The organism is uncultured Marinobacter sp. (assembly GCF_963974375.1).
Taxonomy (GTDB): domain Bacteria; phylum Pseudomonadota; class Gammaproteobacteria; order Pseudomonadales; family Oleiphilaceae; genus Marinobacter.
Genome location: NZ_CAXBDN010000097.1, coordinates 1 through 13868 on the forward strand (window position 1 = coordinate 1; position 13868 = coordinate 13868).

The window sequence follows — 13868 nt, forward strand, 5'->3', positions numbered from 1 at the left end:
AGGCGGGCAAGGTGCTGTTCCCGGCCCGTCAGCACTGTTTCAATGCCCTCAATAGCACGCCACTGGACCGGGTGTCGGTAGTGATTCTCGGACAGGACCCGTACCACGGTCCGGGCCAGGCCCATGGCCTGTGTTTTTCGGTACGCCCTGAGGTGTCACCGCCACCGTCACTGATCAATATATTCAAGGAAATCCGGGATGACCTGGGTGTTGCGCCAGCCGATCACGGTTGCCTGCAGCCCTGGGCCGAGCAGGGTGTGCTGTTGCTGAACAGTGTGCTGACGGTGGTTCAGGGCGAGGCCGGAGCCCATCAGGGCAAAGGCTGGGAAACCTTTACCGACCGGGTTATCGAGACAGTGAACCGTGAGCGGAACGGTGTGGTGTTCATGCTCTGGGGCAGTTACGCGAAGAAGAAGGGGCGGCACATTGACCGTCACCGGCATCTGGTGCTGGAAGGCCCGCATCCGTCACCGCTCAGTGCCTACCGCGGTTTTTTTGGCTGCAGGCACTTCTCCCGTGCCAATCAGTGGCTGCAGCAGCAGGGCCTGGCCCCGGTAAACTGGGCACTGCCTGCGAAGCGGGATTTGCTGGCGGCCTATGGCAAAGCCAAAGCCCCATAAGTAAAACGGCCGCAAGCGGCCGTTTTTTCTCTACTGCAGTATTTGCCGGTAGAGCAATTACTGCAACAAGGCCATGGCCGCCTCCATCTGGGCAGTCAGGTCTTCTTCCTCGTTCATATCGGTGTTCGGATCCAGCCCGAGGCGGCCATAGGCGGTGACCGTGGTACGGTCCAGCTCGCTCAGGGGGTGGTCACTGCCGGACACCAGTTGCAGCGTGGCCAGGGTCACCAGGTCGGCGTAATCAGCCTCGGGGACCTCGCGCTGGAAATTCTGGTACTCCATGGGAACGATCATCAGCTCGGCAGGAAAGTCCCAGCGCTTGAGAATGGCCGCTCCGATACGGGGGTGCAGCAGTTCGATAATCTTGTCCAGCATCATGCTGCTGACCTGGATGTCCTGGTCTTCAACGTAACGCAACACCGGCAGCACACCGATCTGGTGAACCAGGCCGGCCAGGGTGGCCTGATCCGGTTTAAGGCGGGTGTACTGCTGGGCCAGCACGTGACAGATTCCGGCAACCTCGGTGCTGGTCTGCCAGGTGGCTCGCAGCCGCTTGTCGATCATGTCGGAGGTGGCCTGAAACATCTGTTCCATGGCCAGACCCATGGCCAGGTTACTGGTGTAGGCCATGCCCAGCCGGCTGACTGCCATGTTCAGGTTTTCGATGGCCCGTGAGCCCCGGAACAGCGGGCTGTTGCATACCCGGATCAGGCGGGCGGACAGCGCCGTGTCGGTACTGATGACATTGACCAGGTCGGCAATGGCCGAGTTTTCATCCTCTGCAATATCCCGCACTTTCAGGGCCACCTCCGGCAGCGTTGGCAGGATCAGCTTGTCGTTTTCGATAGCTTCGAGAATATCTTCCCGAATGGTTTCAACGATATTGGACATAGGTGTTCAGGTCCCTGAGCGTCTTTGGTGTATCTGGTGAAGCGTTCTGCGTGGTGTTTCAGAATGCAATCTGACTATCCGTTTTATAGCAGATTCAGGCCATAATTCCTGTCAACTTATGTATCTTTCGGCGCAGGTTCAGCGGCGTCCTGTTCTGGTACCGGGTAAGGCAGAGTGTCAATCATCAGCGCCGGGCCGTTGCTATCGCCCAGCTGAAGCGGGCCGGCGACGGTGTCGTGACGCAATACCGCCAGCAGTTCCTGATGGCCATCGCTGTACGCCGCAGCGTTGATCACTTCGCCCGCCTGCCGTTCATTGGCCACAATGACGGTTCCGGGTTGTGCCACGGGGCTGCCGGGGGGGCAGGCCAGCCGGAACAGGCTTTTTTTCAGCTGTCCCAGGTAATGCATGCGGGCAATCACCTCCTGCCCGGTGTAGCAGCCCTTTTTGAAGTGGACACCGTTCAGATGTTGCCAGTTCAGCATCTGGGGGACGTAACTCTCAATGGTTTCCGGGCTCAGGGAGGCTACCCCGGCGGCTATCTCGGAGGCGAGCCAATCGGATTCGGTGATGGTGCCGGCCCTGTGGTGGCCGTCAGTGCTGTCAACAGGGCGGCCCCAGAGTTCATGGCGGATCAGGCCTGTGGCGGTACTTTCAGTGCGGATCAGGTGGCGATTGTCATCCAGTTGCAGAACGTCGCAGGGCTGATTGAGGCCGTCGGTGGAGCCGGTCAGGGCTTCAGTGGCGTCGCTTCCCAGCAGACCAAAGATCCGGTAGTCAGGTGCAGGGGTCATGGTGGTTCCCCGGAACAGCATCAGATATTTGTTGAGCTGAGCGCAGGCGTGATCAGCAATTGAATCCGGTATGGCGAGCAGGACATCTGCGCCTTCCCTGACCATACGGGTCAGCAGGTAGGTGCGGCCTTTGGGGTTGCTGGCGGCGGCCCGCGGCGCATGTCCGGAGGTGACTTCGGCCAGGTTCTGGCTGAATTGCCCCTGTAAAAAGGTATCGGTGCCGGGGCCGCTGACCCGGAAAACACGGAGGTAGGTCAGTTCTGCAATGCCGGAATCCGGCAGCGGGAAATGAGCGAAATGGCTGTTGATTGCTGACATGTGCCTTCCTCCTTTATCGGGATCTGCTGAGTGATAAACGCTGCTTCAGTGCGCCTGAAACCGTTACCGGATGTGGCGATGCTGCCTGATCGTGGCTGGCAAGTCTGAGCCAGACCCGCAGCCGGCGGAAGTCATCTTGAGTCGCGTTGCCGGGGGTGCAAAGCACCACGGGGCATGGCCAGCGCCGGCCACCGTGGCTCAGGCCAAGAACCGCCAGCCCGGCCGTAAGCCTGCTGTCGCGGGTAACCGTCACCGGCACTTCGCGCTGATTCCCGAGCGTTGCGATCAGCAGGTTGTCCCTGACCGTCATGCGGACAATGGCGTGCGGGTGAGTCAGGTTGCCACACTGTTGCCAGCGACGCCAGATGCCCGCCGCGGCAGGGGCCAGTGCGACCAGAAACAGTGGTTGCAGGTAAAGCGCCAGCAGGGACGAGGCAAAGGCAAGTGCCAGCCAGGGTGCGGCGGCCACAATCCCGGCTTTCAGGGATCTTCGTAAGTGCAGATCAATCCGGTTGTACACGGTCCAGAATCATGCGCACGATGCGTTTAAGGTCCGGATCCTGCGGTTCACTGCGTTGCATGAACCATTCAAACATATCGGCATCCTCGCAGCTCAGCAGGTGTTCGTAGCGAACCTGGTCTTCCCGTGGCAGATCCCGGTAAGCCTGTTCTAGAAACGGCAGCAGCAGGACGTCCAGTTCCAGCATGCCGCGACGGCTATGCCAGTGTAGTCGGTTGAATTCAGTGTTGTCTGACATGAAAGACGGTACCCGTGTTCGTGAATGAAGGTAAGCGGAGGCACACCCGGGGACGTCAGGGCGATGCCACCCGGTAGGTTGTTGGTACGAGAACGGTGTCTTCCGGATCGTTCTGCAGGCCGGGATAGTCCAGGGTGAAGTGCAATCCGCGGCTTTCTTTCCGTTGCAGGGCAGAACAAATGATCAGGTCCGCAACCGTCACCAGGTTACGGAGTTCCAGCAGATCATTGCTGACCCGGTAATTGCTGTAGAACTCACCGATTTCACGAGCCAGCAGATCGACCCGGTGTTTTGCCCGCTGCAGGCGCTTGGTGGTTCTTACAATGCCGACATAATCCCACATGAAGTGGCGCAATTCATCCCAGTTGTGGGAAATGATGACGTCCTCATCGGAGTCCCTGACCTGTGACTCGTCCCAGTCCGGCGCCTGCGGCGGTGGTGGAATGTCATGTTCCCGGCGGGCAATGTCTGCGGCGGCCGCACGACCGTATACCAGGCATTCCAGCAGCGAGTTGCTGGCCATCCGGTTGGCGCCGTGAAGTCCGGTAAAGGCGGCTTCGCCAACCGCATAGAGCTGGTTGATATCGGTGCGGGCGCGGTCATCGGTGGTAATGCCGCCACAGGTATAGTGGGCGGCGGGCACCACGGGAATGGGTTCCCGGGTGATGTCGATGCCAAATTCCAGGCACTTGTCGTAAATGGTCGGGAAATGCTCCCGGATAAACGTGGCGGGCTTGTGGCTGATATCCAGATACAGGTGATCCGCGCCGAGACGTTTCATCTCGTGGTCAATGGCCCGGGCGACTATATCCCGTGGTGCCAGTTCCGCCCGTTTGTCGAAGCGATCCATGAAGCGGGAGCCGTCCGGCAGGGTAAGCAGGCCGCCTTCCCCCCGCACGGCCTCACTGATCAGAAAGGATTTGGCGTGCGGATGGTACAGGCAGGTGGGGTGGAACTGGTTGAATTCCATGTTGGCAACCCGGCAGCCTGCCCGCCAGGCCATGGCAATGCCGTCGCCGGAGGCGCCATCCGGGTTGGTGGTGTAGCGGTAGGCCTTGCTGGCACCGCCGGTGGCAATGACGGTAAAGCGGGCCCGGAACAACTCTACATGGTTGTCCCCGAGGTTCAGAATGTAGGCGCCGACGCAGCGGTTGCCGGGCAGGGCCAGTTTTCGGTTGGTGATCAGATCCACCGCTACCCGGTTGGAAAACAGATCAATGTTGTCTCGGGCGGCGGCCTGATCGCTCAGCGCGGTTGACACGGCATTACCGGTGGCGTCAGCGGCGTGAATGATGCGGCGATGGCTGTGTCCGCCCTCCCGGGTCAGGTGTAACCGCTCGTTTTCATCCCGGGTGAAATTGACGCCACTGGCGATCAGCCACTCGATACTTGCCCTGGCGTTCTCCACAGTGAAACGCACGGCATCTTCGTGGCAGAGGCCGCCGCCGGCGTTCAGGGTGTCGCTGATGTGGTTTTCGATGGAGTCTTCATTGTCCAGGACAGCGGCTATGCCGCCCTGGGCCCAGAGGGTGGCGCCGCTGGTGATGTCCGCCTTGCTGACCACGGCAACCCTGAGGTGAGCCGGCAGGTTGAGTGCAACGGTCAGTCCGGCGGCGCCGCTGCCAATAATGAGAACATCGTATTCGTGTGAGTGTGGCATGTGGTTGCTGTCGCGGGCCATAATGTGGAGTGTATTGAACTAAACTTTCTGCCTGCTGTCTATTTGCCCACACCGGAAAACGCGGGTTCTGGTGGCTGGCCTGGATTATTCCGGTCAGCCAGTGACGTCCCCGGTGACCCAGAAACAGGAAACCATCCGATGACAGTGGTGCATAAGCAGCAGTCAGGTTCAGTGGCTGAACTTCAGGAGGCGTCTTTCCGCCCCCCTATGAAACCTGAAACGGATAACACGGCGAGCCAAGGCACAGATGGCCAGACCGACCTGCAACTGGTACGCAAGGCCCGTCATGGCGATCGTTCGGCCTTTGACTTGCTGGTGCTCAAATATCAGTCACGGGTTGCTTCGATCATCAGTCGCTATGTATACGACAGTCAGGAAGTGCTCGATCTTACCCAGGAAGCCTTTATCAAGGCGTACCGTGCCATTGAACGCTTCCGGGGTGACAGTGCCTTTTACACCTGGCTCTATCGCATCGCTGTTAACACCGCAAAAAACTATCTGGAATCCCGCGGCCGTCGTCCCCAGGCCGTTGCCGATGTTGCGGATGCCGAGTCGTTCGATGATGGCGGACACCTGCGTGATATCGCCTCTCCGGAGCGACACCTGCAGCGGGATCAGTTGCGCGAAGCGCTGGACCTTGCCATTCGTCAGTTGCCGGAGGAACTGCGCTCGGCCTTTTTGTTGCGGGAGTACGAAGGTCTGAGTTACGACGACATTGCGAACATTCTGGAATGTCCGATCGGCACTGTCCGCTCCAGAATATTCCGGGCACGGGATTCCATTGATCGCCAGTTGGGATCATTGCTGGAAATGGATTAGTCCGTTGGCCCGCTTCACGTCTTTGGGTTTGCTAAACAGATGACTTACCGATACAGAGGTTCAGACAATGGATGATCGGCTCAGAGAGACTTTGTCTGCAATGATGGATGATCAGGCGGATGAGCTGGCTGTGCGCCGGGTGCTGTCCCACGACGACCAGGAGGCGGTGCATCGGCAGTGGCAGCGCTGGCAACAGATCCGTGATGTCATGCAGGACGCGCCCTATACCGGGACCACCGTGGATGTGCGTGAGGCCGTACGCCAGAGCCTGCTTGGGGAGTCTGGTCAGGACAGCGACCAGACTCCGGTCAGTCGGGTCAGGGCGCGCTGGCGGTGGTCCGCGGTTGCCATGATCAGTCTGGGCGTACTGGTTGGTTTTGGTGCGGGCAGTGGCTGGGATACCATGACCACGCCCCATGGCGATGGACTGGTGACGGTGCGCACAGGGGGCCCTGCTGACGGCATGGCGAACGTACCCGAAGTGGCCCTGCAGGGACTGGATGAGCGCCAGTGGGAGCAGCTCAGTCGTTACCTGCTGGAGCATGCCCAGAATAACAGCGTCGGGAGCGGGCAGGGCGCGGTTGGCTATGCCCGGGTCACCAGCGTGTCCGGATCGGGTTACTGAACGGTGGCAGAACGTTCTGTGGTTCAGCCTGCGGTTCTGTTATTCGCCGGTTATCAGCGCCTGCTGAGGTCGCTGGCCCTGGTGCTGGCTCTGTTGGCTGCCCCGTTGACGGCAGCCGCTGACAGTGAAACGGCCGAAGCCTGGCTTATGAAACTGGGTCCGGCTCTGAAGATGACCAGCTATCGGGGTGTATTTGTCTATTCCAGGGGCGACCAGGTCAGCTCCATGATGATCGCCCACCGCTACCGGAACGGACAGGTAGAGGAGCGCCTGGTCCTGCAGGACGGTGCCAGCGGTGAAATTCTTCGCAGGGGAAACCGGGTCGTTTGTGTCCTGCCGGAGCATGGTCGTATCCAGCTTGACCAGGTGATTCCGTCCGGACCTTTTGCGGAGGCCTTTGCCAGTCAGCTTGTGCCCATGGCCTCCTGGTATGCGCCGCAGGTTCTGGGTGATGACCGTATCGCAGGTTATTCCTCCGTGGTTATTGCACTGAATCCCCGGGATCAGCATCGGTATGGCTACCGGCTCTGGCTGGAAAAACAGACCGGGTTGTTGCTGAAGAGCCAGGTACGCCAGGGCGAGGATGTTCTGGAGCGCTTCCAGTTCACCATGCTGGAAATCACCGACGACCTGCCTGACAGCGATTTCGAGATCCAGAGTGAAGGCCGGACCACCGAATTGTCATCGCCCCTGGAGCCTGATGCTGAAAAGGCCGATCGCCACAACCGGATGGCTGGCTGGAGTCTTGGCTGGCGCCCGGCGGGTTTCGTGCCCTCGGCGTCTCCGCGGACCGGGCGGGGCCAGGCGGTAGCTTTTTCAGACGGTGTCGCGGCCTTCTCGGTATTCGTTGAGCCGGTGGGGGATCTGGCCATGCCAACCGGTGTGTCGCGCATCGGTGCAACGTCGGTGTACATGCACCACGTTACTGATAACCCGGGAGCCAATCTGCTGGTCACCGTGGTTGGCGAGATTCCGCCGGCCACGGCCATGAAAGTGGCGGAGTCTGTCATTGTGGCAGATAGTGACGCCCTCACGGGAGCCCGCCGTGACTGAGACTATAGCCCCGGGACCCGCCAGGAATAACACCCCTGACATGGTGACCGAGCAGGGCACGGTGATTTCGGTCAGTGGCGATAAAGCCTGGGTACTGACCCTGAGGCAGAGCGCCTGTCAGAGTTGCAGTGCCCGCCATGGCTGTGGTCAGAAAGCACTGGCAGCCATGTCTTCGGGCCAGTCCAGGCAGTTGCGGGTCAGTAACACGCTAGATGCCCGTCCTGGTGATGAAGTGACCGTGGCCATAGCTCCAGCCAGCCTGCTGCAGGCGTCATTCCTGATCTATGCAGTGCCGTTGCTGGTAATGGTGATCGCGGTTGCCGTCACCGGAGCATGGTTGCCGGAAGTCGAACTGGCGGCGATTTTGTCAGCTGTTGTCGGACTGGCGGTGGGACTGTTGATCGCCAGGCGGGTGAGTCATCGCTGTCCAGGAGATTATGAGCCGGTCATGACCGCCCGTACCCGGTCTTCGTCAGAGGCGAGTCTGTCGTCAAATCCTACTGTTTTGTAAGTTGAAAAAATATCATCCTGACACCAAATTACGGAAAACCCCATTATTCAGAGGGAGCGAGTTATGACCCGTTATTCAGGTCCTGCAAACAGTACCTTTAATGCTGTGTTGAGGCGTCCGGTGAACCGGATGTCTATGGCCTTTTTGCTGTTTTTCAGCACCCTTATGCTGGTGCAGGTGGCGCAGGCGCGGAATCTTCCCGACTTTACCGAGCTGGTTGAAGAAAATTCGGCGGCAGTGGTCAACATAAGCACCACTCAGGAGGCCCGTTCCCGGAACTCCAGAGGACTTCCTTTTGATGAGCGTCAGCTGGAACAATTGCCTGATATTTTTCAGGATTTCTTCCGTGGCCCCCAGTCGCCGTTCGGACAATCGCCAGGCCAGGCCCAGCCACGGCGCTCCATGGGTTCCGGATTTATTGTTTCGGAAGACGGTTATGTACTGACCAATAACCACGTCATCGAAGGTGCCGATGAGATCATCGTGCGCCTGAGTGACCGCCGTGAGCTTCCGGCCACGGTGATCGGAGCCGATCCCCGCACCGATATGGCAGTCCTGAAGATTGAAGACGATGATGCGTTGCCGGTGGTTCGTATTGGTCGTTCGGCCAACCTGAAACCCGGAGAGTGGGTGCTGGCCATTGGCTCGCCATTCGGCTTCGACTACACCGTCACCGCCGGAATTGTCAGTGCGGTCGGTCGTTCACTGCCAACGGAAAACTACGTTCCCTTTATCCAGACGGATGTGGCGATCAACCCCGGTAACTCCGGTGGTCCGCTGTTCAATCTTGATGGTGAAGTGGTGGGTATCAACTCCCAGATCTACACCCGGTCCGGGGGCTTTATGGGAGTCTCTTTTGCGATTCCCATTGATGATGCCATGAGCGTGTTCCGGCAGCTGCGGGACGACGGCAGGGTTTCCCGCGGCTGGCTTGGCGTACTGATTCAGGAAGTGAATCGCGATCTGGCGGAATCCTTTGGCCTGAGCCGCCCCCACGGCGCCCTGATCGCAGAAGTGATGCCTGGTTCGCCGGCAGAGAAGGGCGGCCTGCAATCGGGTGATATTGTGTTGTCCTATGAGGGAGAGCCCATCAACCTGTCATCTGACCTGCCACCGAAGGTGGGCCGGACCACCGTTGGTGAACAAGCGCGGATCACCGTCATGCGGGAAGGGCGTGAAAGGACATTGAACGTTGAAATCGGACGGTTGCCGGAGGAGGACGACAGTGTCAGCACCAGCGAACAGCCTTCATCACCGGGAACGGGGCCGCTGGGTCTTCGGGTAGAGCCGCTTTCTGAGGATATGCTTGAAAACCTGGGGGTCAGCGGTGGTGTGCTGGTGGCGGAAGTCGGTCGTGGTACCGCGTTCGAGGCCGGCGTCCGCAGCAATGACGTTATTACCGAACTGAACCGGGAACCGGTGCGAAGTGTCGAGGATTTTCGCAAGATCGCCAATAATCTGCCAACAGGCCGGGCAATTCCGGTTCGGATAGTCCGCGACGGCCGCGCCAGCTATCTGGTGATAAAGCCCTGACAAGGTTGCGAGGCAGGCTTTCCCCCGGTACCTGCTGCCGGTGTTGACTGGGATCCAGTCGGCACCGGTGGTTTTTTTATGGCCGGTATCGGGGCAATTCTGTCCTACTCCCGCCGGGTAAAGCTGCGCTGGTCAGTCAGTATGAGTCTGTGCTGATGCCCTGATCATGGTAATGGCGCCCTACAACCGGTAAAATCCCGCGCTTGCAGGGCGTTGTTGCCTGCACCCATTTTCCTCACCCGATAACCATGGCTGGCAATTCGGGTTGATCAAGTCTGCAACGGGTAACCATTTTTCTGTGACCGAACTGAGCCGTATTCGTAATTTTTCGATCATTGCCCACATTGACCACGGCAAATCCACACTCGCTGACCGGTTTATTCAGGTCTGTGGCGGGCTGACCAACCGTGAAATGGCAGAGCAGGTTCTCGACTCCATGGATCTCGAGCGGGAACGTGGCATCACCATCAAGGCCCAGAGTGTGACGCTCGATTACAAGGCCCGGGATGGCGTGGTCTACAAGCTCAACTTCATTGATACCCCCGGCCACGTGGACTTTTCCTACGAGGTTTCCCGCTCGCTCTACGCCTGTGAAGGCGCGCTGCTGGTGGTGGACGCCGGCCAGGGTGTGGAAGCCCAGTCCGTTGCCAACTGCTACACCGCACTGGAACAGGGGCTGGAAGTGGTGCCGGTGCTCAATAAAATGGACCTGCCCCAGGCCGAGCCGGAACGGGTGGCCACGGAAATTGAGGAAATCATCGGAATCGAGGCCTCGAACGCGGTTCGCTGCAGTGCGAAAAGCGGTCTTGGAGTAGAGGATGTGCTGGAGGATCTGATCAAGCGCATTCCGCCGCCGGTGGGTGACGAGAATGCGCCTTTGCAGGCTCTGATCATCGATTCCTGGTTTGACAACTATCTTGGCGTGGTTTCTCTGGTGCGGGTTCGTCAGGGTGTGCTGCGCAAAGGCGACAAGATTGTGATCAAGTCCACCGGCAAGGCCTGGAATGCGGACCGGGTGGGTATTTTTACGCCCAAACTGACCGATACCAAAGAGCTGGGCACCGGTGATGTGGGCTTTGTGGTGGCCGGTATCAAGGACATTCACGGGGCTCCGGTGGGCGATACCATCGTGCACAGCAAGTTCGCCGATGAAACTCCGATGATTCCGGGATTCAAGAAGGTCAAGCCCCAGGTTTACGCTGGCCTGTTCCCGGTCAGTGCGGACGATTACGACGATTTCCGCGATGCGCTCGAGAAACTGACCCTGAACGACGCCTCGCTGTTCTATGAGCCGGAAAATTCGGATGCGCTGGGTTTCGGTTTCCGCTGTGGCTTCCTCGGCATGCTGCACATGGAAATCATCCAGGAGCGTCTCGAGCGCGAGTACGACATAGACCTGATTACCACCGCACCGACGGTTATCTACGAGGTAGTGACCCGTACCGGCGAGGTGGTGTCCGTTGATAACCCCTCACGTCTGCCCGACATCGGCTCCATTGAAGAAATGCGCGAGCCCATCGTTGAAGCCAGCATTCTGGTGCCGCAGGAACATCTGGGCAACGTGATTGCCTTGTGTGAAGAGAAGCGTGGCGTACAGACCAATATGCTGTTTCTCGGCAATCAGGTGCAGCTCAACTACGAGCTGCCCATGGCCGAAGTGGTGCTGGACTTTTTCGACCGGATCAAATCCGCCAGCCGGGGCTTTGCCTCGCTGGATTATCAGTTCAAACGCTTTCAGCCCGCCAATCTGGTGCGTCTTGATGTACTGATCAATGGCGACAGGATTGATGCGCTGGCACTTATTGTGCATCGGGATCTGGCCCATCGTCGCGGCCGCTCGCTGGTCGAGAAAATGAAAGAACTGATTCCCCGGCAGATGTTCGACATCGCGATTCAGGCTGCGATCGGCAATCAGGTGGTGTCGCGGGTGACGGTCAAGGCATTGCGCAAGAACGTCACTGCCAAATGTTACGGTGGTGACGTCAGTCGCAAGAAAAAGCTGTTGCAGAAGCAGAAGGAAGGCAAAAAGCGGATGAAGCAGCTCGGCAACGTAGAGGTACCACAGGAAGCTTTCCTGGCGGTGCTGAAAGTGGATAGCTAATTGGGCTTTAAACAGGGCTGCTGAATGGATATCGATTTCCCGCTAATACTGGTTGTGCTGACCTTCGCCACCGGTCTGATCTGGCTGGCTGACCGCCTGTTCCTGAAACCACGCCGTGACCTTCGCTGGCAGCAGGAAAACCCGGGCGTTGCAACGGACGACGACGAACAGGGAGCAACGGAACCCTACCTGGTGGATCTTAGCCGGTCCTTCTTTCCGGTGCTGGCCATTGTTCTGGTGCTGCGGTCGTTTCTGGTGGAACCTTTCCAGATACCATCCGGCTCGATGCTGCCGACCCTGGAAGTGGGTGATTTCATTCTGGTGAACAAGTATGCCTATGGTCTGCGGCTGCCGGTGGTCGGTACCAAGATAATGTCCGTTGGTGATCCTCAGCGCGGCGATGTCATGGTGTTCCGCTATCCTGAAGACGGCAAGACCAACTACATCAAGCGGGTGGTGGGTCTGCCCGGCGATCATGTGCGCTACCGCAATAAAGCGCTTTACATCAATGACCGGGAAATAGACACCCGGTTTGTGGCCAACCTGCCTCCTGTCGAATTGCTGAGGGAGCGGCTGGGGGACACAGAGCATCATATCTACCGCAACCTGGGTGGCATCAGTGGCGCCGGTGAGGGCGAGTGGGTTGTCCCGGACGGGCATTACTTCACAATGGGTGACAACCGGGATAACAGTAATGACAGCCGGTTCTGGGGTATGGTTCCCGATGACCTGGTGGTGGGCAAGGCATTCCTGATCTGGATGCACTGGCCGTCACTGACCAGCCTGCCGTCGTTCGGCCGGGTTGGCTCCATAGACTGATTTTCCGGTTCCGAGGTAGCAGAAGTATGAAACTACAACATCGACAGGCTGGCGCTTCCACCCTGGGTATTCTGGTTGCTGTGCTGTTTTTCGGCAGTTTGCTGACCTTGCTGATCAAGCTGGGACCGGCGTATCTTGATGACTATACTGTCAAAGAAGCCCTTGAGAGCCTTGATGGTGCCGAAGGGCTTGAGCGAATGACCCCCAATGACGTACGCAACCTGGTCAACCGCCGCCTGAGTGTCAATAACGTCAGCGGGTTTGACACCAAGGATATAAAGATCGAGAAGGACAACGAGCTGGTTATTCTTACACTCGACTACGAAGTGCGCACTGGGGTGATTTCCAATATTGATGCCGTCATGAGTTTTAACCACCGATACGAGCTGAGAGGCAAGTGAGTAATCGCCCGGACCTGGAACGACTGCAGCGCCGCATAGGCTACGAGTTCAACGATCAGGAATTGTTGCTGCTGGCGCTCACGCATCGCAGCCATGGTAACCAGAATAACGAACGCCTGGAGTTTCTGGGTGATTCGCTGGTGAATATGATGATTGCAGAGTATCTGTATCACCATTTCGAACGTTCCCGGGAAGGGCAGCTGAGCCGCCTGCGGGCACGAATGGTGAAGGGCGTCACCCTTGCTGAAATAGGCCGTGAGTTTGAGCTGGGCCAGTATCTGCGTCTGGGTTCCGGCGAACTGAAAAGTGGTGGCTTTCGTCGCGAATCCATACTGGCGGATGCGGTTGAGTCCATCATCGGCGCCATCTATCTGGATAGCGATTTTGATACCTGTCGTCAGCGAGTGCTGGCGTGGTTTGAGCATCGGCTGAAAAAACTGGATATCCAGGATACCCAGAAAGATCCGAAAACCCGGCTACAGGAATACCTTCAATCCAGGCAGTTTCCGCTGCCGCTCTACGACGTGATCTCAGTGGATGGTGAGGCCCACTCCCAGACCTTTCATGTGTCCTGTGCCCTGCCTTCCCTTGACCGGAAAACTACCGGCGCCGGCAATAGCCGGCGACTGGCAGAACAGCAGGCGGCCACTGAGGCCCTCAAACAACTGGGTGTGGAAACCGACTGATGAATGATATTACCCGCCCGGAAGATCCGGACAGCCGCTGTGGTTTCGTGGCTATTGTCGGCCGCCCCAATGTTGGCAAATCGACGCTGCTTAACCATATTCTCGGCCAGAAACTGAGCATCACCTCTCGCAAGCCCCAGACCACCCGTCATCAGGTACTGGGTATCAAGACCGAGGGCCCGGTGCAGGCCATTTATGTCGATACTCCGGGCATGCATACGGAAGAGCCCCGGGCCCTGAACCGCTACATGAACCGTG

The 13868-nt window shown here is 58.5% G+C and carries 16 protein-coding genes; 11 read left to right on the forward strand and 5 right to left on the reverse strand.

Annotation, left to right across the window (positions count from 1 at the left end; genetic code table 11):
- Positions 1-620 (forward strand): uracil-DNA glycosylase (gene ung, locus AAC035_RS10030; protein ID WP_339803341.1); only part of this gene is annotated, 620 nt, incomplete at its 5' end.
- Between the two features lie 57 nt (positions 621-677).
- On the opposite strand, the gene AAC035_RS10035 is transcribed toward ung, so the two are convergent.
- From AAC035_RS10035 to nadB, 5 genes are all read right to left on the reverse strand, one after another.
- Positions 678-1511, reverse strand: a complete 834-nt coding sequence (locus tag AAC035_RS10035; RefSeq protein ID WP_339803344.1) for an HDOD domain-containing protein — start codon at positions 1509-1511, stop codon at positions 678-680.
- Positions 1512-1627: 116 nt separating this feature from the next.
- On the reverse strand, positions 1628-2623 hold the full coding sequence (locus AAC035_RS10040) for a folate-binding protein (RefSeq protein WP_339803347.1): 996 nt from the start codon (positions 2621-2623) through the stop codon (positions 1628-1630).
- A 13-nt stretch (positions 2624-2636) separates the two neighbouring features.
- Positions 2637-3143: a hypothetical protein gene (locus AAC035_RS10045; protein ID WP_339803348.1), complete on the reverse strand. Its 507-nt coding sequence runs from the start codon at positions 3141-3143 to the stop codon at positions 2637-2639.
- Complete coding sequence (locus AAC035_RS10050) at positions 3127-3381, reverse strand: succinate dehydrogenase assembly factor 2 (RefSeq protein WP_339803351.1); 255 nt, start codon at positions 3379-3381, stop codon at positions 3127-3129. Before AAC035_RS10050 ends, AAC035_RS10045 begins: the two co-directional genes overlap by 17 nt.
- Before the next feature lie 55 nt (positions 3382-3436).
- Complete coding sequence (gene nadB, locus AAC035_RS10055) at positions 3437-5041, reverse strand: L-aspartate oxidase (RefSeq protein WP_339803353.1); 1605 nt, start codon at positions 5039-5041, stop codon at positions 3437-3439.
- A gap of 228 nt (positions 5042-5269) precedes the next feature.
- Here nadB and rpoE point away from each other — a divergent pair, with 228 nt between their 5' ends.
- From rpoE to AAC035_RS10105, 10 genes are all read left to right on the forward strand, one after another.
- A complete protein-coding gene (rpoE, locus tag AAC035_RS10060) occupies positions 5270-5881 on the forward strand; it encodes an RNA polymerase sigma factor RpoE (RefSeq protein ID WP_339803381.1) in 612 nt (203 codons plus the stop codon).
- Between the two features lie 67 nt (positions 5882-5948).
- A complete protein-coding gene (locus AAC035_RS10065) occupies positions 5949-6506 on the forward strand; it encodes an RseA family anti-sigma factor (RefSeq protein WP_339803356.1) in 558 nt (185 codons plus the stop codon).
- A gap of 3 nt (positions 6507-6509) precedes the next feature.
- On the forward strand, positions 6510-7559 hold the full coding sequence (locus AAC035_RS10070; RefSeq protein WP_339803358.1) for a MucB/RseB C-terminal domain-containing protein: 1050 nt from the start codon (positions 6510-6512) through the stop codon (positions 7557-7559).
- The gene (locus AAC035_RS10075; RefSeq protein WP_339803361.1) at positions 7552-8070 is read left to right on the forward strand and encodes a SoxR reducing system RseC family protein; all 519 of its coding nucleotides are present in this window, start codon (positions 7552-7554) and stop codon (positions 8068-8070) included. The genes AAC035_RS10070 and AAC035_RS10075 overlap by 8 nt, the downstream gene beginning before the upstream one ends.
- A gap of 129 nt (positions 8071-8199) precedes the next feature.
- Entirely contained in the window at positions 8200-9603 is a 1404-nt protein-coding gene (locus AAC035_RS10080) for a DegQ family serine endoprotease (protein WP_339803364.1), read from the forward strand.
- A 298-nt stretch (positions 9604-9901) separates the two neighbouring features.
- Positions 9902-11704 (forward strand): translation elongation factor 4, encoded by a 1803-nt coding sequence (gene lepA / locus AAC035_RS10085; protein ID WP_339803367.1) that lies wholly within the window; start codon positions 9902-9904, stop codon positions 11702-11704.
- 24 nt (positions 11705-11728) lie between these two features.
- On the forward strand, positions 11729-12523 hold the full coding sequence (gene lepB / locus AAC035_RS10090; RefSeq protein WP_339803370.1) for a signal peptidase I: 795 nt from the start codon (positions 11729-11731) through the stop codon (positions 12521-12523).
- A gap of 26 nt (positions 12524-12549) precedes the next feature.
- Entirely contained in the window at positions 12550-12924 is a 375-nt protein-coding gene (locus AAC035_RS10095) for a DUF4845 domain-containing protein (RefSeq protein WP_339803373.1), read from the forward strand.
- Complete coding sequence (gene rnc / locus AAC035_RS10100; RefSeq protein ID WP_339803377.1) at positions 12921-13610, forward strand: ribonuclease III; 690 nt, start codon at positions 12921-12923, stop codon at positions 13608-13610. Before AAC035_RS10095 ends, rnc begins: the two co-directional genes overlap by 4 nt.
- The coding region (locus AAC035_RS10105) for a GTPase (protein ID WP_339803379.1) at positions 13610-13868 on the forward strand (259 nt) is incomplete at its 3' end. The genes rnc and AAC035_RS10105, both read left to right, overlap by 1 nt.